The organism is Serratia sp. BNK-17, from assembly GCF_048684935.1.
Taxonomy (GTDB): Bacteria; Pseudomonadota; Gammaproteobacteria; order Enterobacterales; family Enterobacteriaceae; genus Serratia; species Serratia nematodiphila.
In genome coordinates this window covers 505890-528838 of sequence record NZ_JBLQTR010000001.1, presented here as the reverse complement: position 1 = coordinate 528838, position 22949 = coordinate 505890, and the positions used below count along the sequence as shown (strand labels likewise).

Genomic DNA, 22949 nt, shown 5'->3' with positions numbered 1-22949 from the left:
TGTTATGCAACGTAAACTGACGCTGACGCTGACGTTGGCGACGTCGATGATGATGTTTCCCCAGGTGGTAGAGACCATCTACAGTCCGGCATTGACGCATATTGCGCACGGTTTCCGGGTCAGTGCGGAGATGGCGGCGCAAACGCTCTCTTGCTACTTTTTCGCCTTTGCGCTGGGCGTGGTGGTATGGGGGCGGATGTGCGACGTCATCGGACGCCGTCCCACCATTTTGGCCGGGCTGACGCTCTATCTGCTGGCTTCTCTCGTTGCGCTGTTCAGCGGCAGCTTCAGCGTGCTGCTGGCCGCGCGAGTGCTGGCCGCCTTTGGCGCGGCGGTCGGTTCGGTCGGGACGCAAACGGCGATTCGCGATCGCTTCGACGGTTATGAATTGGCGCGGGTGTTCTCGGTGATGGGGATCGCCATGGCGATCGGCCCGGCGATTGGCGTGTTGAGCGGCGCAGTGCTGACTCACTATTGGGGCTATCAGGGGGTGTTCGGCGGTTTGGCGCTGTTGGCGGCGCTGTTGCTGGGCTATGCCGGTTGGCAACTGCCGGAGACGCGTCCGCAACAGGTGGTGAAGAATTCATTTTTCGGCACGCTGGGACGGATGGTCAAGGACGGGGATATTTGGCTCAGCGCGCTGTTGGTGGCGTTGTTCAATATTTGCATGTTCAGCTATTACCAGCTGGCGCCATTCCACTTCTCGGCGTTGGCGCTGCCGGCGCAGTGGTTCGGTTATACCGGTTTGGTGTTGGCGGCCGGGGTGGGTATCGGCGCGGCGATCAACAAGTTTTTGATCGGCAAGCACTGGTTGTTCCCCGCACTGTTGATGCTGGCCTGCGGATTATCGCTGATCGGCGGCCTACTGGTACTGCTGCTGGAAGGGACCTTGTGGTTCGTTCTGCCGATGATGCTGGTGGTGATGGCGTACGGCATCGCCATTCCCAATATTCTGGCGCGCGCGCTGCGCCATTATAAAGACTGCGTGGGCACCGCCGGCGCCATCCTTGGCCTGATGTATTACCTGATGCTCGGCGGTGGCTTGGTGTTGGCTGGGCTTTCGCAGCACCTGGGCGCCGTGCTGTCGCTCTGCAGCCTCTGCGTGCTGCTGTTGGCGTGGCGGGTAGTGTACAACGAGCGTCGTTTGGCGATGCCTGAGCGTATCTGAATGATAAGCGGGCCGGACATTCTCGCCACCGCCGCCTTCCAATGATAGCCTGAGCGACAATTTGGTTTTGATAACGCAAACAGGAATATGACATGTTGAAAACCGCAGGCTGGCTGCTGCCCGCCATCGTGGCGCTGGCGGGGTGTTCGTCATCCGGCCAACGTCACGAACAAACCCTCAGCCAGGCGCTGGCGGCCCTCGGCCAAGACAAGGCGCTGGTTGGGGCGTCGAGCGGCGTGATGGTGCGCGATGCCGAGAGCGGCGCCGTGCTGTATCAGGCGCACGCGGATCAGCGTTTGGCGCCGGCTTCCAACATGAAGATGTTCACCTCTCTGGCGGCGTTCGGCGTGCTGGGGGCTGATTACCGCTTTGAAACCCGGCTGTTGACCGCCGGCGAGCAGCGCGGCGACACCTTGCGAGGGGATCTCTATCTACAGGGCAGCGGTGACCCGACGCTGCATCCGGACGATCTCGACACCTTCGCCGCAGCGCTGGCGCAGCGCGGCATCCGTCATATACAGGGGCGGTTGTTGCTGGATGCCGGCGCCTTCGATCAGACGCCATTCGGCGCCGGTTGGAGCTGGGACGATGAACCTTTCGCCTTCGCTGCGCCGATCTCGGCGCTGAACTACGCCTTTACTCCCGGCGGCGATATCAACGTGGTGCAGGTGGCGGTGCGGCCGGGCGCCCGCGCCGGCGCGCCGGGACGGGTGAGCTTCTATCCCGCCAATGACGCGGTGACGCTGGTCAACCGCACCACCACCGGTAGTGACACCGCGCTGACGTACGAGCGCCGGCCGGGCAGCAACCGGATCGTGGTCAGCGGCACCATCGCCGCGCAGGCGGAGGCCAGCTCGCGATTGATTACCGTCGATCAACCGTCCCTTGTCGTCGGCGCTTTATTGCAACATGCTCTGCGCGCGCACGGCATCACCCTGCGCGGCAAGGTTGAAGAGGGCGTGACGCCGGCCGGCGCACAGCTGCTGGCGGAAAAAACCTCGCCGCCGCTCTCCCGCCTGGTCGTCACCTTCCTGAAAGTCTCCAATAACGGCTACGGCGAGATATTGACCAAGGCGATGGGCCGCAAGACGCAGGGTAAAGGGGATTGGGCCGCCGGCCTTCAGGCGATAAACGGATTTGTGCAAAGCCAGGGCGTCGCGGCCGACGCGTATCGCCAGGTGGACGGCTCAGGGCTGTCGCGCATGAACCAGATCACGCCGCAACAGCTGACGACGCTGCTGCTGGCGGCCAGAAAACAGCCGTGGTTCGCCGACTGGTATCACGCCTTGCCCGTCGCGGGCGAGCCGGGGTTGCTGGTGGGCGGCACGCTGCAAAGCCGCATGGTGAACAGCGCGGCGGCGGGGCGCGCCCACGCCAAGAGCGGTTCCATGACCGGTGTATCGTCGCTCAGCGGCTATGTCGATTCGGCGACCGGGCGGCCGCTGGCATTCGCCATCATCAGCAATAACTATCTGGTGCCCGGCGCGCAGGTGAAGGCGCTGGAGGACCGCCTGGTGGAGACGCTGGCGGCCTGTGACGCCACGGTGGCGTGCCGCTGAGCGCGCGGCGTCAGTCGCGTTTGGCAATGTCGGCGAAGCTGCCGGCCAGCAGGCGGCACAGATCGGCGGCGGCCAGTTCGATGTCCAGCCCGCGTTTGCCGCCGGAAACGTAGATGGTGGCGAACGCTTGCGCCGGGCTGTCGATCACCGTCGGCAGCCGTTTTTTCTGCCCCAGCGGGCTGATGCCGCCCACCAGATAACCGGTGACGCGCTGCGCCAACTGCGGATCGGCCATCTCGGCCTTTTTGGCGCCGAGCGCGCGGGCGACCTTCTTCAGATCCAACTGGGTCGCGACCGGGGTGACCGCCACCGCCAGGTGTTTGGCGTCGCCGTTCAGCGCCACCAGCAAGGTTTTGTAAACCCGATCGGCATCCAGCCCCAGCTTTCTCACCGCCTCGTCGCCGAAGTTGGTTTCGTCGCTGTCGTGGTGATAAGGATGGAGGGTGAAGGCGACCTTTTGTTTCTCAAGCAGAACGACTGCGGGCGTCATGATGTGTTGTCCAAAATGTCCCCGGCGGGGAAAGGGTGATAACCAGCCTTAAAAATACAAAAATCCAACCTGCCCGGCAACCTGAGCGGCTGTTACATAAAGCGGGTTGCCAAGATATTCACCGGGTTGCTACCCTGTTTACTGTAACCGTTAACACGGTTGCTATGCGTATAACTAGAATACAAGAAATTCCTCTTTGACTGGCCAATAGCGATATTGGCCTCTTTTTTACCCCTGCGGCTGCAGCATCGCCGGCAGGTTATCCTCGCCGTACAGGTGCAATGCGCCAACCGCCACCACATAGTCACCGGCAGGCAGCGCCTCCAGCTGATGCCGCCAGTCGCGATTGCGCTGATGCATCAGCACGTCATACAGCCCGGCGCTGAAGGTGGCGGGCAGCGTGTCCAGCGTACCGCGCGGTTTGGCGTCCAGCCACCAGCTCACCATGGTTTGCAGCAGCCGCGCGTTGGTATGCCAGTGTTCCAGCGTATCGCGCAGCAGCGCAATGCCGCCTTCCGGCAATTGTTCCAGCATCGCCAGCTGCTGCTGCGCGCCTTCCAGTTCGATCACCGGTTTGTCCTGCGCCCGGGCGGCTTGCAGCAGCTGATAGTCCACGCCATATTCCGCGCGCAGCCCCAAACGCTGAGCCTGGCGCGCCTGCATCATCAGCGCCACCTGCCAGCCGGGCAGGGTAGCGAAGGCGTGCGGGTCGGCGCCCAGCTCATGGCACAGCGCCAGCAACCGTTGATATTCTTCGGCGGACAGGCGCTGTTCCAGCTCCGGCTGCAGCTCGGCGTGGTCGAAAGGGGAGGCGGAGTCGGTGATATCGGCTTCGACGATCAGCGCGTCGGCCTGCTGCAGCCGGGCGGTCAACCGGGGCGGCAACGGCGACATATCGACGGTGCCCATATGGATGCTGCCCACCAGATGCAGCCGACGATCGCCAGGCAGGGTGATGTCCAACGCCGGATAAGCGTAACGCTTGGGCGAGATCAGGCCGAGAAAGGCGGCGAGGCGGCGTAACAGTTGACCCATACGGCGTGGCTCCTGAATAACGGGTGCGCGTTTCAGCATGAAAGGCGAGGGGAAATCGTTATTCATGCTAAACGCTATCCGCCGCGCAGGAAAGCCCGGAAAACAGTGGGGCGCCATGACGGCGCCCCGGCAATCACTTCCTGGGTTTAAAACGCAGCAGCCGGTTGGCGTTGCTGACCACGGTAATGGACGACAGCGCCATCGCCGCGCCCGCCACCACCGGGCTGAGCAGCGTGCCGGTCAGCGGGTAGAGCACGCCGGCGGCGATCGGAATGCCCAGCGTATTGTAGATAAAGGCGCCGAACAGGTTCTGCTTCATGTTGCGCAGCGTGGCCTTCGACAGCGCTACCGCATCCGCCACGCCGTGCAGGCTGTGGCGCATCAGGGTGATGGCGGCGGTCTCGATGGCGATGTCGCTGCCGCCGCCCATCGCGATGCCCACGTCGGCCTGCGCCAGCGCCGGGGCGTCGTTGATGCCGTCGCCGACCATCGCCACGCGCTGGCCCTGCGCCTGCAACTGTTTGATCGCCGCCGCTTTGCCGTCCGGCAGCACGCCGGCAATCACCCGATCGATACCGGCCTCTTTGGCGATGGCGTTGGCGGTTACCGGGTTGTCGCCGGTCAGCATCACCAGCTGATACCCCTGCTGGTGCAGGCGCTGCAGCGCCGCAACGCTGTCCTCGCGCAGCGGATCGCGAATGGCGAACAGCGCGGCCGGTTTACCGTCCACGGCCAGCAGCACCGGCGTTACGCCGCGTTCGGCCTGGGCGCGCATCGGCGCATCCAGTTCGGCGGTCGCTACCTGATGCTGTTCCAGCAGCGCGGCGTTGCCCAGCAGCACCTGTACGCCGTCGATCTCCCCGCTGACGCCGGCGCCGCGCAGGGTGCGGAACTGCGCTACCTGCGGCAGCGTTTGCCCGGTGGCGCGTTCCATGATGGCGCGCGCCAGCGGGTGGTTGGAGCCTTGTTCCAGCGCGGCTGCCCAGCCGATCGCATGCTGTTCGCTGACCTGATTGAAGGTCAGGATCTCCACCACCTGCGGTTTCCCTTCGGTCAGGGTGCCGGTTTTGTCGAACACCAGGGTGTCCAGCTGGCTGGCCTGCTGCAGGGCGTCGGCGTCGCGCACCAGCACGCCGAACTCCGCCGCGCGGCCGACGCCGGAGATGATCGACATCGGCGTCGCCAGACCCAATGCGCACGGGCAGGCGATGATCAGCACCGTGGTGGCGATCACCAGCGTATAGACCAGCTGCGGCTGCGGGCCAAAGAAGTACCATATCGCCGCGCTGAACAGGGCGATCGCCACTACCGCCGGCACGAACACCGCCGAGACGCGGTCAGCCAGTTGGCCAATCGCCGGTTTGCTGCTCTGCGCCTGACGCACCAGTTTGATGATGCGCGCCAGCGTGGTTTGGCTGCCGATGGCGGCGGCGCGGAACAGCACGCTGCCGTCGTCGACCACCGTCCCGGCATGCACCGTGTCGCCGGCGCCTTTCTGCTGCGGCACCGCTTCGCCGGTCAGCATCGCTTCATCAAGCCAGACTTCACCCTGTACGATTTCGCCGTCGACCGGCACGCGATCGCCGGTAGTCAGCCGCAGCGTCATGCCGAGCTGCACCTCCGCCAGCGGGATATCGCGCTCGCCGTCGTCAGTTACCAGCCGGGCGGTGGGCGGCGTTAGATCCAACAAGCGCTCCAGCGCCTGCGAAGAACGCTGGCGAGCGCGCTGCTCCAGCGCATGGCCGAGGTTGATCAAACCGATGATCATCGCGCTGGCCTCGTAATAGAGGTGGCGCGCTTCCATCGGGAAGAAATCGGGCCAAATGTTGACGGCGATCGAGTAGAGCCAGGCGGCGCCGGTGCCGAGCGCCACCAGAGTATCCATGGTGGCGCTGCCGTTCATCAGCGCGCGCCAGGCGTTGCGGTAGAAGTGCCCGCCGGCGAACACCATCACCGCCAGGGTGATGACGCCGACCAGCAGCCAGGGGCGCTGGGTTTCCGGCGTCAGCGTCATGCTGCCGCCGAACAGCCCCCAGGCCATCAGCGGGATCCCCAGGGCCAGACCGAGCGCCGCCTGCCAGCTAAAGCGCTTCATGTTGGCGCGAGCGGTCTGCTGTTGCCGTTCGCGACGTTCGGTTTCGTCCTGGATCATCTCGGCGCCGTAGCCGGCTTTTTCCACCGCCGCCACCAGCGCCTGCGCATCGGCGGCGCCGGTCACCAGCGCGCTGCGCTCCGCCAGATTGACGCGGGCGTGCTCCACGCCGGGGACGCTTTGCAGCGCCTGCTGCACTTTATTGACGCAGCTGGCGCAGGTCATGCCGCTGAGCAGCAGCTGTACGCTGTCGTCCGCGCTGTCGGTTGCCGGAAGGGAAGGTTGCGCCGCTGGCTGAACGTCCGGCAACGAAGGTGTTGCGTCAGTCAACGGCTCAGTTTTTGGGACGACGGCGCCCGCCACGCTGGCGTGATAACCGGCGTGTTCTACTGCGGCGATCAGCGCCTGTGGATCGGCATCGCCGTACACTTTCGCGCTGTCGATCTCGACCTCGGCGGCGAACACGCCCGGTACCGCTTCCAGCGCCTTGCGGGTGCTGCCGACGCAGTGCATGCAGCTCAGGCCGCTCAGCTGCAGTTCGGTATCGGCGTGCGGCGCGACTTCGGCCTGATAACCGGCGGCGATCACGCTGTCGATCAGCGCGCTGTCCGGCGCTTCACCGGTCACTTTGGCGTATTGGACGTTAACCTCGGCCTGTTCGACATCGCTGCGGCTTTCCAGGGCTTTTTTCACCCGCTGCGCGCAGTTCATGCAGGACAACCCCTGTAATGCCAGCATAGTAGTGTGTGACATGATTGGACTCCTTGCTTAAGGGCGGTGTTTAAAGGTTGACCGCCTGACCTGTTTTCACTAAGAATGGAGCTTAAACCTTCCAGCAAGGGTAAGGTCAAGGAGGGAAAATGAATATTAGCGACGTCGCGAAAAAAACCGGTTTAACCAGCAAGACGATTCGTTTTTACGAAGAGAAAGCGCTGATTACCGCCCCTATCCGCAGCGATAACGGTTACCGCCACTATTCCGCCAGGCATGTCGAAGAGCTGACGCTGCTGCGCCAGGCGCGGCAGGTGGGCTTCAACCTGGACGAGTGCCGTGAGCTGGTGGCGTTGTTCAACGATCCGGCCCGCCACAGCGCCGACGTGAAGGCGCGCACGCTGCAGAAGGTGGCGGAGATCGAAAGGCACATCAGCGAACTGGGCGAAATGCGCCAACGCCTGTTGACGCTGGCGGAACAATGTCCGGGCGATGAGGGGGCCGAGTGCCCCATCATCAATAATCTGGCGGGATGCTGTCGTTCGAATTAACGGCTGATGGCGCGGATCACCAGCGTGACCCCTTCCACCGCCACCACTTCCACTTCGGTGCCGGCGGGCAGATCTTCCGCCGCCTGCGCGCGCCAGCTGCTGTCGCCGATATTGATGCGCCCCATGCCGTTGTGCATCGGCTCCGTCAGCGTGGCGCGGGTGCCGATCAGCTGACGGTTGCGCTGGTTGAGCACCGGTGAACCGCCGGACGCTGCCGCCGGGCGGCGACGCAGCCAGTACCACCATAGATAGGCGACGACGACGGTCAGGACGGCGAAGATCACGCCTTGCCATTCCCAGGCGAGCGCCGGCAGCAGCCAGATCAAGGCGCCGACCAACAGCGCCGCCACGCCGCTCCACAGCAGGTAGCCGCCGGCGCCGAGCATTTCCGCCGCCAGCAACACGCCCCCGAGGGAGAGCCAGAACCACAGCGGATTCGCCGCGATCAGTTCGAGCATGATTATTTGCCTTTGCTTTCTTTCAGCAGTTCGGTAATGCCGCCGATCGAGCCGAGCAGGCTGCTGGCGTCCAGCGGCATCATCACCACTTTGCTGTTGTTGGAGGAACCGATCTTCTGCAGCGCGTCGGTGTATTTCTGCGCCACGAAGTAGTTCACCGCCTGAATGTTGCCGCTGGCGATGGCGTCGGACACCAGCTGGGTGGCGCGCGCCTCGGCCTCGGCGGCGCGCTCACGCGCTTCCGCCTGCAGGAACGCCGACTGGCGTTCGCCCTCGGCCTTCAGGATTTGCGATTGTTTCTCACCCTCGGCGCGCAGAATGGCCGCCTGGCGCACCCCTTCCGCCTCCAGGATGTCGGCGCGCTTGGTTCGCTCGGCCTTCATCTGGGCGTTCATCGAGGCGATCAGTTCCGCCGGTGGGCGCACGTCGCGGATCTCGATACGGGTGATCTTCACCCCCCAAGGGTTGGTCGCTTCATCGACGATGTGCAGCAGGCGGCTGTTGATGCTGTCGCGCTGCGACAGCATTTCGTCCAGCTCCATCGAGCCGAGCACGGTGCGGAAGTTGGTCATGGTGAGGTTGACGATCGCCTGTTCGAGGTTGCTGACCTCGTAAGCGGCGCGCGCCGGATCGACCACCTGGATAAAGCACACCGCATCGATGGCCACGTTGGCGTTATCGCGGGAAATCACTTCCTGCGAAGGGATGTCCAGAACCTGCTCCATCATATTGATTTTACGGCCGATGCGGTCCATGAACGGCACCACCAGGTTCAGGCCCGGCATCAGCGTTTTGGTGTAGCGGCCGAAGCGTTCTACCGTCCATTGGAACCCCTGCGGCACAATTTTGACGCCGGCGAACACCACAATCAGCGCGACGACGATCACGATGGGAATAAAAGTAAGCATGCAAACCTCCTGTCAGACATATGTAAACAGATATTACGCCAGCGCAGGAAAAATGCCTACCGATACCGCGACTTAATCCAGGGCGCTGACCAAACCCGCGATTAACGGGTCCCGCGTCTGGAACAGGCTGATCAGGGTGCGCACTGCTTCGCCGCCGCGAGCATCGGACCAGGCCAGCGACAGGGGTGAAGGTTGGCGCGGATATCTGAGCTGCTTGGCCACCAATTCGCCGCTATCAAGGTAAGTTTGGCACAGCTGGCGCGGAAGGAAACCGATCCCCAGACCGCGCAGATGGCATTCCTGCTTGGTGCGCAGGTCCGGCACCTTGATCTCCTGCTGGCCGGACAGCAACCAGGCGGTACGCTTGGCCAGATGGCGTGCGGTATCTTCGACGTTGATTGCGGCATAAGGGCGCAGCTGCGTTTCGTTCAACGGATCGGCTGCAGCGGCCAGCGGATGCGTCGGCGAAATGGCGAACACCCAATCGATCTTGCCGAGCGGCAGCACCTTGATGCTGTTTTCCAGCGATTCATTGCCCGCCGCGCCGATCGCCAGATGGCAATCCTCATTCAGCAGCGCGTCCCACACGCCCATGTACACCTGGCGGGAAATGTGGAATTGGGTGAACGGGTATTTGTCGTGCAGGTGAGTCAACAGCCCGGCTACGGCGGCGGCGTCGTACAGCAAGTTGTTGATCACGATATTCACCTGATGCTCTACGCCGTCGTTGATTTGCCGCAGTTCGCCCGGCATGGCGTCCAGCCAGGTGTGCCACTGGCGGCAGCGCTCCAGCAAATACTCCCCGGCCGGCGTCAGGTTGACGGTGCGGGTGGTGCGGATAAACAGCTGCGTGCCGATGCTCTCTTCCAGCGTTTTAATGCGGTAGCTGATGGTGGCGGTGGTTTTATGCAGCAACTCTGCCGCGCGCGAGAAGCTTTGGCACTCGGCAACTTTGATAAACGAACGAATGGTTTCGTGATCCAGCATGTGGGGTCCTTGGCTGACACCGCCTTTTCGGTTATCGGTGAGAAGAATCTACTGATGTTGCGACACGATAGGCAGCGGCAAAGCCCAACCCCACGATCCCGGTCACAGAATCACCGGATAGCGATGAGCATACGCAGCCCTATTCTTGTCGATCGTGGATCAGGTGTTTTTTTAATTCATTGATTTCAAGCAATTAATATGGGATTCCGATCGTGAAATGTGCGGACGATCTTGTTATGGAAAAATTTTCCAAAAAATTGCTGTCAAATTTGCCATGCGCTGTCTAGAGTGAAGGCGTTGGGTGAAATATCGCCGTTTAATCGTCGTCTGGGTCATGCGCTTTGGAGAATCACATGGATTTAGTCATCGAAGAATTAACGCCGGCGGCCTTTGCGCCTTATGGCGATGTATTGCAGATAGAAGGTTCGCGTTTCTTTCATATCAATGACGGAAAAACCGAGCGTTATCACGATCTCGCCAAGATTGAGGTGTCGGACGGCAACCGGGTGCTGGCCAGCATCAACCGGGCGGAACCCTGCGAGCTGCCGATGACCTTTTCCCTGCTGGAAAAGCATCCGCTCTCGTCGCAGGCCTTTGTGCCGATGAACGGCGAACGCTTCGTGGTGATCGTCGCCGAACCGGGCGAAACGATCCCCGTTGGCACGTTGCGCGCCTTTATCACCAACGGCAAACAGGGGATCAACTATCATCGTAACGTCTGGCATCACCCGCTGTTCGCCTATGCGAAAGTCACCGACTTTTTCACCATCGATCGTGCAGGCGCCGACAACTGCGTAGTCAGCCGCTTGCCGGAGCCGTATCGCATAGTTTTGGCATAGCGCTGGCCGCACGCCGCGCAGGGCGTTTATCATAGCGTCACCCATGCCGTCACTGATAAAGGAAGCTTGAATGACCGAATTACGCAGGAAAGGACGACCCGCCACCGAAGCCGGCGCGACCAAAGGGGCGCAGGCGTTGGATCGCGGGCTGGAGATCCTCCAGTATCTGGCCAACGCCGGGGGAAGCTCGTCGGTTTCCGTGCTGTCCGAAAAGCTGGAGTTGCCGCTGTCCACCACCTTCAGATTGTTGAAAGTGCTGGAGAAATCGGAATTCGTCTTTCAGGATCCGCAGCTGGGCTGGTGGCATATCGGCATTCAGTCGTTCACCGTCGGCTCCGCTTACATGAACGATCGCGACGTGGTATCGGTAGCCGGGCCGTTCATGCGGCGGCTGATGCTGTTGTCCGGCGAGACCGCCAACCTGGCGATCCGCAACAATTTCGATGCGGTGCTGATTCGCCAATGCGAATGCCAGGCGATGGTGCGCATGTGCGCGCCGCTGGGCAGCCGCTTGCCGCTGCACGCATCGGGCGCCGGCAAGGCGCTGCTGTATCCGCTGGCGGAAGAAGAGATGCTGGATCTGATCGTGCGTTCGGGGCTGCAATCCTATACGCCGAAAACCCTGACCAGCGTGAACCTGCTGCGCAAGGATCTGCATCAGTCGCTGGAGCAGGGCTACACCATCGACGATGAAGAGCACGCGCTGGGCCTGAACTGCCTGGCTTCGGCGATTTTCGATCGCAACAACAACGTGATCGCCGCTATTTCCATTTCCGGGCCCAGTTCGCGGGTCGGCAAGGAGCGGTTCAAAGAGCTGGGTGAACTGGTGGGGGAAGTGGCCAGAGATATCAGCGCCGCGCTGGGTGAATCGCGCAGCAAGGCGTAATCGTCGCGTGCCGGGGTGAGCCGGCGCGGAACAAGACTCCCCGTTTGATGAGCAGACGGGTTTTTTTGACGGCATTTCAAAGTTGGAAAAATTTTCCAATAAATTAAGGAGAGCATCACATGGCAATTATGCGAGCGGTAGACGCGGCAATGCACGTGCTGGAAAAAGAAGGGATCACCACCGCGTTCGGCGTGCCCGGCGCGGCGATTAACCCGTTCTACGATGCGATGCGGCGACACGGCGGCATCAAACACTATCTGGCGCGGCACGTGGAAGGGGCCTCGCACATGGCGGAAGGTTATACCCGCGCCGCCGCCGGCAATATCGGCGTGTGTATTGGCACCTCCGGCCCGGCGGGCACTGACATGATCACCGGCCTTTACTCCGCCTCCGCCGATTCGATTCCGATCCTGTGCATTACCGGCCAGGCGCCGCGCGCGCGTTTGCACAAGGAAGATTTTCAGGCGGTGGACATCGAGTCGATCGCCAAGCCGGTGACCAAGATGGCGGTCACCGTGCAGGAACCGGCGCTGGTGCCGCGGGTGCTACAGCAGGCGTTTCACCTGATGCGCTCCGGCCGGCCGGGCCCGGTGTTGATCGACCTGCCTTTCGACGTGCAGATGGCGGAGATCGAGTTCGATCCGGACACCTACTCGTCGCTGCCCGCCTATAAGCCGGCGGCCACCCAGGCGCAGATCGACAGAGCGCTGGATCTGTTGTGCGCGGCGAAAAAGCCGTTGATCATCGCCGGCGGCGGCATTCACAACGCCGATGCGGCGGATCTGCTGCAACGGCTGGCGGAGATCTGCAATGTGCCGGTGATCCCGACGCTGATGGGCTGGGGCGCCATTCCGGACGATCACCCGCTGATGGCGGGCATGGCGGGCCTGCAAACCTCGCACCGCTACGGCAACGCCAACCTGCTGGACTCGGATCTGGTGTTCGGCATCGGCAACCGCTGGGCCAACCGCCACACCGGTTCGGTGGATAAGTACACCGCCGGGCGCAAGGTGGTGCATATTGATATCGAGCCGACGCAGATTGGCCGGGTGATCTGCCCGGACCTGGGCATCGTTTCCGACGCGCGCATCGCGCTGCAAATGCTGGTGGACACGGCGCAGCGCCGTTTCGAACGCGGCGAGTTGCCGAATCGCGACGCCTGGTGCGCCGCCTGCCTGCAGCGCAAGCAAACGATGCTGCGCAAGACCCATTTCGACAACGTACCGGTCAAGCCGCAGCGGGTGTATGAAGAGATGAACCGCGCCTTCGGCCGCGACGCCTGCTACGTCACCACCATCGGGCTGTCGCAGATCGCCGCCGCGCAAATGCTGCACGTTTTCGAACCGCGTCACTGGATCAATGCCGGTCAGGCCGGCCCACTGGGTTGGACGCTGCCTGCGGCGCTGGGCGTATGCGCCGCCGATCCGCAGCGCAAGGTGGTCGCGCTGTCGGGCGACTATGATTTCCAGTTCATGATCGAAGAGCTGGCGGTCGGCGCGCAGTTCAAGCTGCCGTATATCCATGTGCTGGTGAACAACGCCTATCTGGGGCTGATCCGTCAGGCACAGCGCGGGTTCGATATGGATTACTGCGTGCAGCTGTCGTTTGAAAACATCAACAACGCGGAAATTGGCGAGTACGGCGTCGATCACGTCAAGGTGGCGGAAGGCCTGGGTTGCAAGGCGCTGCGGGTGTTCAAACCGGAAGAGATCGCGCCGGCGTTCCGTCAGGCCCAGGAACTGATGCGGCAGCACCGGGTGCCGGTGGTGGTGGAAATCATCCTGGAGCGCGTCACCAATATTTCCATGGGCACCGAGCTGGATAACGTCAACGAGTTCGAGCCGGTGGCGGCAACGCCGGAAGACGCGCCGACCTCGGTCAACTTCTTTGATTACCGCTGAGGAGCCTTACTATGCCGAAATTTTCAGCCAACCTGTCGATGCTGTTCACTGAAGTCGATTTTATGCAGCGTTTCCGCCGGGCGAAGGAGCAGGGCTTCAGCGCGGTGGAATACATGTTCCCTTACGACTATCCGATCGCGGCGCTGCGCAGCGAACTGGAGGCGCACCGTCTGAGCCAGGTGCTGTTCAACCTGCCGGCCGGCGACTGGGCAGCGGGCGAACGGGGCATCGCCTGCTTGCCGGGGCGCGAAGCGGAGTTCCGCGACGGCGTCGGGCGCGCGATCGAGTATGCGCAGGCGCTGGGCTGCGATCGCATCAACTGTCTGATCGGCAATCCGGATCCCGCCGTCGGCCGCCACGCCACCGACGAACGGGTGAAGGAGAACCTGAGCTACGCCGCCGACACCCTGGCGCGGCAAAATATTCGCCTGCTGATCGAACCGATCAACCGCTACGACATGCCGCAGTTCTACCTGCAAACCTCCCGGCAGGCGATCGAACTGATCGAGGCGATCGGCAGCCCCAACCTGTATCTGCAGTACGACCTCTACCACATGCAGCGCATGGAAGGAGAGCTGACGCAGACCCTCGAGCGCCTGCTGGCGAGGATCGACCACATCCAGGTCGCCGATAACCCGGGGCGGCACGAGCCCGGCACCGGCGAAATCAACTGCGAGTTTATCTTCGCGCAGCTGGATCGCATGGGGTATCGCGGCTGGATCGGCTGTGAATACAAACCGCTCACCACCACGGAAAGCGGCCTGTCATGGATTAAAAAATACCTGTCTTGAGGAGATGAAAATGAAAGTGGGATTTATCGGTCTGGGCATCATGGGCGCGCCGATGGCGGAAAAGCTGCTGGCGGGCGGGCACACGCTTTACGCCCACACCCGACATGAGGTGCCGGCAACGTTACTGCAACAGGGGGCCATCGCCTGCAGCGATCCGCAGCAGGTGGCGGATGAGGCGGACGTGATCTTCATCATGGTGCCGGATACGCCGCAGGTGGAGGAGGTGCTGTTTGGTGAACGCGGCTGCGCCGCCGGCAAGCTGAACGGCAAAGTAGTGGTGGACATGAGCTCCATTTCACCGCTGGAGACCAAAGCGTTTGCGCAGCGCATCAACCAGCTGGGCGCCCAGTACCTGGACGCGCCGGTTTCCGGCGGCGAAGTGGGCGCCAAACAGGGCACGCTGACCATCATGGTGGGCGGCGAGCAAGCGACCTTCGAACGGGTGCAACCGCTGCTGGCGCTGATGGGCAAGAACATCACGTTGATCGGCGGCAACGGCGACGGGCAAACCTGCAAGGTCGCCAATCAGATCATCGTGGCGTTGACCATCGAAGCGGTCAGTGAAGCGTTGGTGTTCGCCTCGCGCGCCGGCGCCGATCCGGCCCGGGTGCGTGAAGCCCTGATGGGCGGCTTCGCCTCGTCGCGCATCCTCGAGGTGCATGGCGAGCGGATGATCAAGCGGGCGTTCGCGCCGGGGTTCCGCATCTCGCTGCACCAGAAGGATCTCAATCTGGCGCTGCAGGGCGCGAAGGCGCTGGCGCTCAGCCTGCCGAATACCGCCACCTGCCAGGAGTTGTTCAACGTCTGCGCCGCCAATGGCGACGGCGAACTGGATCACTCCGCGCTGGTGCGGGCGCTGGAAATCATGGGCAACCACCGGGTAGCCGGCTAAGGCGCCCGCCGGCGTTTCATTCGCCGGCTTATCATTAGAATCAGAGATGTTCGACATTAATAACGCCCTCTTTATGATAAATAAAGAGGGCCCCCGCCAATCCAATAAAAAATGATTCAGCACAATAAAAAGTAAAAAGCAGGATGCCAACCCAAGGAGACACTGAATATGGCAACCGATAATGCTGTTATTGACAAAGATATTCTTACCGCCCCTGACAAAAATCGTTTATATCGAAAAATCGCCTGGCGTATTATGCCCATTCTATTAGTGAGCTATATCGTCGGTTATCTCGATCGGGTGGGGATTTCGTTTTCGAAATTCCAAATGATGCCCGATATTCTGAACGGCAATGTCTCGATGGCCGAAGCCGTTTACGGGCTGGGGGCCGGGGTATTTTTCATCGGCTATATCATCGCCGGGGTGCCCAGCAATATTCTGCTGAGCCGCTACGGCGCCAGAAAGATCATCGCGCTGCTGATGGTGGTGTGGGGGGCGATTTCGATGCTGAGCATCTTCATCACCAACCCCTGGCAATTCTACCTGGCGCGTTTTCTGCTGGGGCTGGCGGAAGCCGGCTTTTACCCCGGCGTGATCCTCTACCTGACGCTGTGGTTCCCCTCCAGCCAGCGCGCCAAGATGACGGCGCTGTTCGTGTGCGGCATCCCGGTCAGCAACATCATCGGCGGCCCGCTATGCGGCTGGATCATCGAACACATGAACGGCCTGATGAACCTCTCCGGCTGGCAATGGCTGTTCTTTATCAGCGGCCCACGCGCGCTGTTGATCGCCATCGTCATTTTTTGCTTCCTGGATAATACCTATCAGAGCGCCAAGTGGCTCAGCCCGCAGGAGAAGGCGCTGATCAAAGAGGATATGGCGCAGAGCGCGCCGCGTCAGGGCGCCGCCGGCGGGCAGGAGTGGACGATGAAAAGCATGCTGAGGTCGTCCGCGTTCACCAAAATGTGGCTGATTTGCTTCTGTACCGTGATGGGGCAAGGCGGGCTGGCGTTTTGGGTGCCCACCATCATTCGCGACACCGGCGTGACCTCGGTGATGGATATTGGGCTGCTGACCATGCTGCCGTACATGCTGGCGGTGGTGGCGATGCTGGTGGCCGCGCGCAGTTCGGACAAGCATCGTGAGCGGCGCTGGCACATTATCGTGCCGTTCTGCATCGCGGCGGTGTCGCTGATCTTTATCGGCCTGTTCCCGGACAACAAGCACGTGGTGATGGCGGCGCTGTGCGTGGCGGTGGCGTCGAGCCTGGTGCCGTCGCCGCTGTTCTGGAGCCTGCCGAATGCCATCTTTACCGGCACCTGCGCCGCAGCGGGCATTGCGCTCATCAATTCCATCGCCAATATCGGCGGATTTATTTCACCTTACATTATCGGATATTTCAAACAGCTGACCCACAGTAACTTGGCGGCGATGTGCGTTTTGTCGGCGATGATGATCGTGGGCGCATTATTGACCTACAGCGTGCCGGCGAAATGGGTCAATAAATAACGCTTTTCTTCATCTTAATTAAATAATCGGCAACAGTTTTATTTTATTCCGCCATGCGTTCTTCATCTGATTAATTCAGCGGGGGAAGGCATGGCCGTTTTTATTTCCGTTCGAATAAAGGATGCGTCATGAAAATTGTTATTGCACCGGATTCATTTAAAGAAAGCGTCAGCGCGGAATTGGCGGCGCGGGCGATCGCGCGCGGCTTTCACGAGGTTTATCCCGATGCCGAGTGCGTTTGCCTGCCGATCGCCGACGGCGGCGAAGGCACGGTGGATGCGCTGGTGGCCGCCACCGGCGGGCGCAAGGTGAGCGTGACTGCAACGGGACCTCAGGGGGAACGGGTGGCGGCGTTTTACGGCGTCAGCGGCGACGGCAAGACGGCGGTGATCGAGATGGCGGCGGCCAGCGGATTGATGCTGACGCCGGCGGAACGCCGTAACCCGCTGCTGGCCACCAGCTACGGCACCGGCGAACTGATCCTGCATGCGCTGGATCAGGGCATTCGCCACCTGATCCTCGGCATCGGCGGCAGCGCCACGGTGGATGGCGGCGTCGGCATGGTGCAGGCGTTGGGCGGCCGCTTTTATCGTCCGGACGGCAGGGCACTGCCGTGGGGCGGCGGCGAGCTGGCGACGCTGAACGGTATCGATCTCAGCAGGCTGGACGTGCGCCTGCGGCAGTGTCGGATTGAGGTCGCCTGTGACGTAGACAACCCGCTGGTGGGGCCGCGCGGCGCGGCGACGGTGTTCGGCCCGCAGAAGGGCGCGACGGCGGCGATGGTGGCGCAGTTGGAGCAGGGCCTGGCGCAGTACGCTGAGGTGATCCGTCAGAGCACCGGCCGCGACGTGCAGCATGTCGCCGGCGGCGGTGCGGCGGGCGGCATGGGGATCGCCTGCCTGGTGTTTCTCGGTGCAACGCTGAAGCCGGGCATCGAGATCGTGATGGCGGCGCTGGGGCTGGAGCTGGCGTTGGCGGAGGCCGATCTGCTGGTCACCGGCGAAGGGCGCATCGACAGCCAAACGCTGGGCGGCAAGGCGCTGTCCGGCGTCGCCCGTCTGGCGCGGGCGCGCGGCCTGCCGGTTATCGCATTGGCCGGCGTGGTGGAGGAAGGGGCGGAGGCGCTGCACGCGCAGGGGATCGACGCGATGTTCAGCATTTTGCCGCGTCTGAGTACGCTGGAGGTTGCGCTGTCGCAAGGCGAGCTTAACCTGCAGCTCAGCGCCGCCAACGTCGCCCGCGCGATGCGCGTCGGCCAGCGATTGGGATAAAAAAGAAGGCCACGCTGCGCGGGCAGGTGGCCTGGGTTTTGGCGGCGAAGTGCTTATGGCTCGACGTCGCGGTTGCAATCCTTGGAGTAGATGTAGCTGAAGGTTTCCTGGCCCACCGCATAGCCCGCCTGCTGCACATAGGCGCCCATGAAGATGTAGTCGCCTTGCTTCACCGGCATCCATTCATTGTCCAGGTTGTACACGCCGGCGCCGCTGAGAATATAGGCACCATGCTCCTGCACGTGGGTCTCGATGTAGCCGTGGCTGGCGCCGGGGGCGAAGGAGAGGATGTGCATATTCATGTCGAAGCCCAGATCTTTCGGCAGCAGATCCTGCAGGATCACCTCGCTCATGCCCTCGTAGTGGATCTGCTCCAGGTTGGCGACGTTGTTGCTGACCACGTGCGCCTCGTAGCCCTTGATGCGCTGGTAGCGGCGTTTGTAGAGGAACAGGCGGCTGGATTGGCCGCCGTTGGCGTTTTCCAGCCGCATCGTGACGCCCGCCGGGCAGTAAAGGTAGCCGCCGGCGCTCAGCGGGTAATCGGTGGCGTCGGCGGAAGCGGTGATGGCGCCGTCGATGACGTACACGAAGGTTTCGATCTCTTCGCCGCCAAAGCCTTTGGTGTTGCGGCCGCAGTCGTGCAGCGTCACCAGATAATCGACGAAGGTGGCGCCCAGTTTCGGCGTCGACAAGATGGTGACGTCGCAGTTTTCAAAACCGGGAATGACGTTGCGCACCAGGCCGTTCGGCGGGATCAGCGCATAGTTGCCGCGTTTGATGATGGCGCGCGTTGACAGAATGTCGGTTGGATAACCGGTTTGATTGTTGAAGTAACCCACGTTGATTCTCCTGATCGTTGAAAGGGCGCCGCGGCGGCGCCCGGTAAAAAAGCGCCGTCAGGCCTCGGTGGCCGTTCGGGTTGGCGTAGTGCGTTTCATCAAGACATTGACGGTGAAGAAAATGGCGGTGCCCACCAGCAGGATGGCGGCGGAGATGTAAAAGCCCATCACCTTGGAGCCGGTGCTGTCGGAGATCACGCCGGTGAGGAAGGGGGCGATCACCGACGAGGACATGCCGAAGAAGTTGAACACGCCGAAGCTGGTGCCATAGCCTTTCTTCGGCGCGTTGTCGGCGACGAAGGAGATCATGATCGGATCGACCGCCAGCTTACCCAACAGCCCGTACAGGATCAGGCTGATCAGCAGCATGGTGGAGTCCGGCGAAATGACGGTGCAGACCAGCATTACCGCCGCGCACAGCTCGAGGAAGATGATCAACTGCACCTTCTTGTTGCGGAAACGGTCGGACATGCGGCTGAAGAACAGCGCGCCCGGCACCGACGCGAAGGCCACCAGGGCGGAGGAGAAGCCGATGGCTACCCCTTCAAAGCCGCGCTCTTGCTGCAGGAACGAGGGCAGCCAGGTGACTATCATGTAGTAGCCGTAGCAGGTGGCGAAGTACATCGCGTAGGCGGAGATCATGCGCAGGCTGAACAGGCCGCTGGCCTGACCGTCTTCTTCGGGCGCGAGCGCCGCCGGCGCAACGGTCTGGCTGACGGCTGCCGGCGTTTGAGGCTGCGAGCCTTTGATGACCACGGCGAACACCAGCGTCATCACCACCAGCAGGCCGGTGATGATGAACAGCATGATCTGCCAGTTCATGTTGAAGCTTTTCACCAGCAGGCTGGAGGCGATCAGGCCGATGGCCATGCCGAGCGCCGAGCCGCTGTTGATCACCGCGGTCGCCAGGCCACGGCGCTCCAGCGGGATATTCTCCGACGACAGGGAGTAAGCCGAGCCGTAATAAGAGCCGCAACCCATGCCCGCCAGCAGGCTGCCGGCATAGACCATGGTCAGGCTGGTGGCGTTGCCGATCAGCAAGGTGGCGATGATGAACAGGCAGAAGCCCGGGATCAACACCACCTTCTTGCCGAATTTGTCCACCAGGATGCCCGCCGGGATCTGCATGCCGGTATAGGCGAAGAAGTAGAAGCTGGCGATCAGCCCCATTTCCGCATTGGAGTGCGCGCCGATGGTCTGTTGGATCTCGGGAAAGATCGGCGTCAGAACGGTGCGGTAGATCCAGATCACCGCCCAGCCCAGGCAGAGCACGACGACGATCTTTTTCCAGTAGCGCGGGTCGATGTCGTTGCTCATGCCTCGGCCCCCTGTTCGGTGTAGGCCAGTTGATACAGCGTCTGCGCCAGGATTTTCACCCCTTCGTTCAGATCGGCGACGGCGGTTTTTTCCGCCGGGTTATGGCTGATGCCGGCGATGCTCGGCACGAACATCATCACCGTCGGCACGCGCGGGGCGAAAATTTGCGAGTCGTGCCCGGCGCCACTGTGCATCATGCGGTAATTCAGCCGCTGCGTTTCACACAGGCGGCTGACGCAGGCCACCAGCTGTTCGTTCATCGGGATCGGCGCTTCGTCCATCCACAGATCGATCTCGGCCTCGATGCCCATCTCGGCGCAGATGCGCTGGATATCCTGCTCGATCTCCTGCGTGAAGCGCAGCAGCGCGGCCTGATCGGTATGGCGGCAGTCGAGGGTGAAGTGGGTGAAGCCCGGCACCACGTTGACGGTGTTCGGCTTCGGCTCCACCTTGCCGAAGGTCAGCACCAGCGGATCGCCCTCGGCGCGCGCCTTGGCGATCGATTCGCAGCAGATGCGGCTGAAGGCGTGCACGGTATCCCGGCGGTAGCTCATCGGGGTGGTGCCGGCGTGGTTGGCTTCGCCCTGCAGCCGCACGTCATAGCGCCGTTGGCCGACGATGCTGGTCACCACGCCGAGGGTTTTTCCTTCGGTTTCCAGCACTTTGCCCTGCTCGATATGGATCTCGACGAAGGCCGCGATATCACTGCGCAGCGGCTGATGCGGCGGCGGGAAATCGAAACCGGCGTCGCGCATGGCGTTGACGAAGCCGACGCCCTTGGCGTCCGTAATGTGTTGCACGTCCTCCCGCCGGGCCAGGCCGACGATGTTCTTGCTGCCCCAGAACACATAGGGGAAGCGGCTGCCTTCTTCTTCCGCCAGCGCGATGACTTCCAGACTGCGCAGCGGCGGGCCGTAGGTATCCTTGAGGTATTTGATCGCCATAAAGGCGGCTTCAATGCCGAACTGGCCGTCGAGGTTGCCGCCGTTGACCACCGTATCGATGTGCGAACCGGAGAGAATCACCTGGTCGGGGTATTTGCTGCCCTCCAGCCGCCCGAACAGGTTGCCGACCGCATCAAAATGGGTGCTCAGACCGGCGGCGTCGAAGGCGTTTTTCAACGCGTGCTGCGCCTCGATCCATTCCGGGGTATAAAGCAGACGCGTCATGCCGCCGCTGGGGTCGGCGCCGATTTTCGATAACCAGCCGGAAATATCACGGATTTCTTGTTGGAAGTCTTTCATGTTTACCTGCCCGCATGTTATGTCTCAGCGGCGATGCGGCCAGGGCGGATGATATTCGCCGCCGGCCGACCTATTGCGCTGAGCGCGCTGATGAAGGTTTTCTTTTTTCTCCCCGGCTCTGAAATATCAACCGCGAGCCGCGGCGTAAAAAGCCCACGATAATAAGATTGCGTTAACTGGCGAAGGGGTCTTTGTGATCGTAAGAACGCTGGTAAATAGCATTTGAAATTAAGTATTGATAAATATCGTCGACGATTTCGATACCGTTTTTCTCGCTTTCCATTTCACGCGCATGGCTGTTCTGTCCCGGGTAAAGCACTTTACTGACGCCCGGCGCCGGTTTAACGGCGTTCAACTCTTTCATGACCTGGCTGATATTTTTACGGAACGCCGATTCGTTGGTGAAATAACCTGGGTTCAGGACGATATGCAATTGGCCCAATTCCCGGCCGGCGCTAAGATCGTGATACATCGAGCTGACGTGTTTGCCGAACGGCAGGCCGAGCAAAATGCCCGACAGCACGTCGACCATCATCATCAGGCCGTAGCCTTTCGGCCCGGCGATCGGCAGCAGCCCGCTGACGGCGAACGGATCGGTGGTGTGCTTGCCCTCGGCGTCCACCGCCCAGGTGTCGGGAATGGCGGCGTTGCGCGAGCGGGCGTCCAGCACTTTCCCCCAGGCCTGCACGGTGGTGGCCATATCGAAGGTAATCAGCTCGTCGCCTTCGCCCGGCGCAGAGAAGGCGATAGGGTTGGTGCCGTAGTAGACTTCGGCGCCGCCGTACGGCACCACCATCGGATCGGATTGGCACAGCGAGATGCCGACCATGCCGGCGCGCGCCGCCTGCTGCACGAAGTACGACAGCGCGCCGCTGTGGCCGATGCGGCGAACGCCCACCACCGCAACGCCGTTCTCTTTCGCCATCTCGATGGCGCGATCCATGCTCAGCTTGGCCGCCACGTGCCCGGCGCCGTTGTCGCCGTCGAAAATGGCGCTGCAGGGGCCGGTTTTTTCAAAGGTGAAATGGGGATGATTGTTGGTGCCGCCCTTGCTGATGCGTTCGGAATAGTATTCGACCCTGACCGCGCCGTGGGAGTGGATGCCGCGCGCATCGGCATGAACCAGCACGTCGGCGACGATGCCGGCGTGCTCCTGGCTCAGGCCGGCGGCGTGAATTTTTTGCTGGATAAGCTGATGCAATTGTTGTTTAGAGACCTTCATATACAGTCCTTTTATCACTACGGTTTATTTAATTCGCCTCTGCGTTGTAATGTATAAATACCGGGGGGGAATAATGTGATCCAGATGCGTTTTACTCTATTGAATTAAAAATTCGTTGAATTAAATCGTCATTGTTAGAAGTTTTTTATAAATGATTTTCTCGCGTCTGGATTAACTAATATTCAGACGATTAAGTTATTTTTTCTAACAATGAATAAAGTGTGACCGCACTCACCTCTGGGCGTGATTTTAATTTGTAGCTTGATAATTAACCTTTTC

Annotated in this window: 20 protein-coding genes; 10 read left to right on the top strand and 10 right to left on the bottom strand. The window is 61.6% G+C overall.

Translation table 11 applies throughout. The features are described from left to right. The first annotated feature begins 4 nt into the window (after positions 1 to 4). Together ACMGF7_RS02645 and dacB are read left to right on the top strand one after the other, a co-directional pair. Positions 5 to 1168, top strand: coding sequence for an MFS transporter (locus ACMGF7_RS02645; RefSeq protein WP_197800131.1), 1164 nt, complete (start codon positions 5 to 7; stop codon positions 1166 to 1168). Positions 1169 to 1260: 92 nt separating this feature from the next. After that, positions 1261 to 2727 carry a D-alanyl-D-alanine carboxypeptidase/D-alanyl-D-alanine-endopeptidase gene (gene dacB, locus ACMGF7_RS02640; protein ID WP_049242764.1) on the top strand — a complete coding sequence of 489 codons (1467 nt, stop codon included), beginning with the start codon at positions 1261 to 1263 and terminating at the stop codon, positions 2725 to 2727. 10 nt (positions 2728 to 2737) lie between these two features. On the opposite strand, the gene ybaK is transcribed toward dacB, so the two are convergent. The 3 genes from ybaK to copA all read right to left on the bottom strand — a co-directional run bounded on the left by ybaK (position 2738) and on the right by copA (position 7097). Next, a complete protein-coding gene (ybaK, locus tag ACMGF7_RS02635) occupies positions 2738 to 3217 on the bottom strand; it encodes a Cys-tRNA(Pro)/Cys-tRNA(Cys) deacylase YbaK (protein ID WP_004940240.1) in 480 nt (159 codons plus the stop codon). Positions 3218 to 3445: 228 nt separating this feature from the next. After that, complete coding sequence (locus tag ACMGF7_RS02630) at positions 3446 to 4252, bottom strand: TraB/GumN family protein (RefSeq protein WP_049242761.1); 807 nt, start codon at positions 4250 to 4252, stop codon at positions 3446 to 3448. A gap of 133 nt (positions 4253 to 4385) precedes the next feature. Continuing rightward, positions 4386 to 7097: a copper-exporting P-type ATPase CopA gene (gene copA, locus ACMGF7_RS02625; protein WP_164095472.1), complete on the bottom strand. Its 2712-nt coding sequence runs from the start codon at positions 7095 to 7097 to the stop codon at positions 4386 to 4388. A gap of 107 nt (positions 7098 to 7204) precedes the next feature. On the opposite strand from copA, the gene cueR reads away from it, so the two are divergent. Beyond that, positions 7205 to 7606 (top strand): Cu(I)-responsive transcriptional regulator, encoded by a 402-nt coding sequence (gene cueR, locus ACMGF7_RS02620; protein ID WP_015376888.1) that lies wholly within the window; start codon positions 7205 to 7207, stop codon positions 7604 to 7606. Here the strand turns inward: cueR and ACMGF7_RS02615 are convergent. The 3 genes from ACMGF7_RS02615 to allS form a co-directional block, all read right to left on the bottom strand. Next, positions 7603 to 8064 (bottom strand): NfeD family protein, encoded by a 462-nt coding sequence (locus ACMGF7_RS02615; RefSeq protein WP_049242756.1) that lies wholly within the window; start codon positions 8062 to 8064, stop codon positions 7603 to 7605. The two genes, cueR and ACMGF7_RS02615, sit on opposite strands and share 4 nt — an antisense overlap. 2 nt (positions 8065 to 8066) lie before the next feature. Beyond that, the gene (locus ACMGF7_RS02610) at positions 8067 to 8972 is read right to left on the bottom strand and encodes an SPFH domain-containing protein (protein ID WP_004940203.1); all 906 of its coding nucleotides are present in this window, start codon (positions 8970 to 8972) and stop codon (positions 8067 to 8069) included. A 72-nt stretch (positions 8973 to 9044) separates the two neighbouring features. Next, positions 9045 to 9959 carry an HTH-type transcriptional activator AllS gene (gene allS / locus ACMGF7_RS02605; RefSeq protein WP_049242754.1) on the bottom strand — a complete coding sequence of 305 codons (915 nt, stop codon included), beginning with the start codon at positions 9957 to 9959 and terminating at the stop codon, positions 9045 to 9047. Positions 9960 to 10312: 353 nt separating this feature from the next. Here allS and ACMGF7_RS02600 point away from each other — a divergent pair, with 353 nt between their 5' ends. From ACMGF7_RS02600 to ACMGF7_RS02570, 7 genes are all read left to right on the top strand, one after another. Further along, positions 10313 to 10798 carry an ureidoglycolate lyase gene (locus ACMGF7_RS02600; RefSeq protein ID WP_015376891.1) on the top strand — a complete coding sequence of 162 codons (486 nt, stop codon included), beginning with the start codon at positions 10313 to 10315 and terminating at the stop codon, positions 10796 to 10798. A gap of 70 nt (positions 10799 to 10868) precedes the next feature. After that, on the top strand, positions 10869 to 11684 hold the full coding sequence (gene allR, locus ACMGF7_RS02595) for an HTH-type transcriptional repressor AllR (RefSeq protein WP_015376892.1): 816 nt from the start codon (positions 10869 to 10871) through the stop codon (positions 11682 to 11684). A 119-nt stretch (positions 11685 to 11803) separates the two neighbouring features. Next, complete coding sequence (gene gcl / locus ACMGF7_RS02590; protein WP_197800136.1) at positions 11804 to 13585, top strand: glyoxylate carboligase; 1782 nt, start codon at positions 11804 to 11806, stop codon at positions 13583 to 13585. 11 nt (positions 13586 to 13596) lie between these two features. Next, the gene (hyi, locus tag ACMGF7_RS02585) at positions 13597 to 14376 is read left to right on the top strand and encodes a hydroxypyruvate isomerase (protein WP_049242750.1); all 780 of its coding nucleotides are present in this window, start codon (positions 13597 to 13599) and stop codon (positions 14374 to 14376) included. Between the two features lie 10 nt (positions 14377 to 14386). Next, on the top strand, positions 14387 to 15268 hold the full coding sequence (glxR, locus tag ACMGF7_RS02580; protein ID WP_049242749.1) for a 2-hydroxy-3-oxopropionate reductase: 882 nt from the start codon (positions 14387 to 14389) through the stop codon (positions 15266 to 15268). A gap of 255 nt (positions 15269 to 15523) precedes the next feature. Next, positions 15524 to 16777, top strand: a complete 1254-nt coding sequence (locus tag ACMGF7_RS02575; RefSeq protein WP_226882941.1) for an MFS transporter — start codon at positions 15524 to 15526, stop codon at positions 16775 to 16777. Positions 16778 to 16905: 128 nt separating this feature from the next. Then, entirely contained in the window at positions 16906 to 18048 is a 1143-nt protein-coding gene (locus ACMGF7_RS02570) for a glycerate kinase (RefSeq protein ID WP_164095477.1), read from the top strand. 53 nt (positions 18049 to 18101) lie between these two features. On the opposite strand, the gene allE is transcribed toward ACMGF7_RS02570, so the two are convergent. The 4 genes from allE to allD all read right to left on the bottom strand — a co-directional run bounded on the left by allE (position 18102) and on the right by allD (position 22670). Further along, positions 18102 to 18887, bottom strand: coding sequence for a (S)-ureidoglycine aminohydrolase (allE, locus tag ACMGF7_RS02565; protein ID WP_015376898.1), 786 nt, complete (start codon positions 18885 to 18887; stop codon positions 18102 to 18104). A gap of 57 nt (positions 18888 to 18944) precedes the next feature. Then, positions 18945 to 20204, bottom strand: a complete 1260-nt coding sequence (locus ACMGF7_RS02560; RefSeq protein ID WP_015376899.1) for an MFS transporter — start codon at positions 20202 to 20204, stop codon at positions 18945 to 18947. After that, positions 20201 to 21448: an allantoate deiminase gene (gene allC, locus ACMGF7_RS02555; RefSeq protein ID WP_019454127.1), complete on the bottom strand. Its 1248-nt coding sequence runs from the start codon at positions 21446 to 21448 to the stop codon at positions 20201 to 20203. Before allC ends, ACMGF7_RS02560 begins: the two co-directional genes overlap by 4 nt. 172 nt (positions 21449 to 21620) lie before the next feature. Then, positions 21621 to 22670, bottom strand: coding sequence for an ureidoglycolate dehydrogenase (gene allD / locus ACMGF7_RS02550; RefSeq protein ID WP_015376901.1), 1050 nt, complete (start codon positions 22668 to 22670; stop codon positions 21621 to 21623). Positions 22671 to 22949 lie beyond the last annotated feature (279 nt).

What these genes read in the sequence shown, in the direction of transcription:
- ACMGF7_RS02645 (WP_197800131.1), top strand. Translation starts at nt 5, where the DNA reads ATGCAACGTAAACTGACGCTGACGCTGACGTTGGCGACGTCGATGATG.
- dacB (WP_049242764.1), top strand. Translation starts at nt 1,261, where the DNA reads ATGTTGAAAACCGCAGGCTGGCTGCTGCCCGCCATCGTGGCGCTGGCG.
- ybaK (WP_004940240.1), bottom strand. Translation starts at nt 3,217, where the DNA reads ATGACGCCCGCAGTCGTTCTGCTTGAGAAACAAAAGGTCGCCTTCACC.
- ACMGF7_RS02630 (WP_049242761.1), bottom strand. Translation starts at nt 4,252, where the DNA reads ATGGGTCAACTGTTACGCCGCCTCGCCGCCTTTCTCGGCCTGATCTCG.
- copA (WP_164095472.1), bottom strand. Translation starts at nt 7,097, where the DNA reads ATGTCACACACTACTATGCTGGCATTACAGGGGTTGTCCTGCATGAAC.
- cueR (WP_015376888.1), top strand. Translation starts at nt 7,205, where the DNA reads ATGAATATTAGCGACGTCGCGAAAAAAACCGGTTTAACCAGCAAGACG.
- ACMGF7_RS02615 (WP_049242756.1), bottom strand. Translation starts at nt 8,064, where the DNA reads ATGCTCGAACTGATCGCGGCGAATCCGCTGTGGTTCTGGCTCTCCCTC.
- ACMGF7_RS02610 (WP_004940203.1), bottom strand. Translation starts at nt 8,972, where the DNA reads ATGCTTACTTTTATTCCCATCGTGATCGTCGTCGCGCTGATTGTGGTG.
- allS (WP_049242754.1), bottom strand. Translation starts at nt 9,959, where the DNA reads ATGCTGGATCACGAAACCATTCGTTCGTTTATCAAAGTTGCCGAGTGC.
- ACMGF7_RS02600 (WP_015376891.1), top strand. Translation starts at nt 10,313, where the DNA reads ATGGATTTAGTCATCGAAGAATTAACGCCGGCGGCCTTTGCGCCTTAT.
- allR (WP_015376892.1), top strand. Translation starts at nt 10,869, where the DNA reads ATGACCGAATTACGCAGGAAAGGACGACCCGCCACCGAAGCCGGCGCG.
- gcl (WP_197800136.1), top strand. Translation starts at nt 11,804, where the DNA reads ATGGCAATTATGCGAGCGGTAGACGCGGCAATGCACGTGCTGGAAAAA.
- hyi (WP_049242750.1), top strand. Translation starts at nt 13,597, where the DNA reads ATGCCGAAATTTTCAGCCAACCTGTCGATGCTGTTCACTGAAGTCGAT.
- glxR (WP_049242749.1), top strand. Translation starts at nt 14,387, where the DNA reads ATGAAAGTGGGATTTATCGGTCTGGGCATCATGGGCGCGCCGATGGCG.
- ACMGF7_RS02575 (WP_226882941.1), top strand. Translation starts at nt 15,524, where the DNA reads ATGCCCATTCTATTAGTGAGCTATATCGTCGGTTATCTCGATCGGGTG.
- ACMGF7_RS02570 (WP_164095477.1), top strand. Translation starts at nt 16,906, where the DNA reads ATGAAAATTGTTATTGCACCGGATTCATTTAAAGAAAGCGTCAGCGCG.
- ACMGF7_RS02560 (WP_015376899.1), bottom strand. Translation starts at nt 20,204, where the DNA reads ATGAGCAACGACATCGACCCGCGCTACTGGAAAAAGATCGTCGTCGTG.
- allC (WP_019454127.1), bottom strand. Translation starts at nt 21,448, where the DNA reads ATGAAAGACTTCCAACAAGAAATCCGTGATATTTCCGGCTGGTTATCG.
- allD (WP_015376901.1), bottom strand. Translation starts at nt 22,670, where the DNA reads ATGAAGGTCTCTAAACAACAATTGCATCAGCTTATCCAGCAAAAAATT.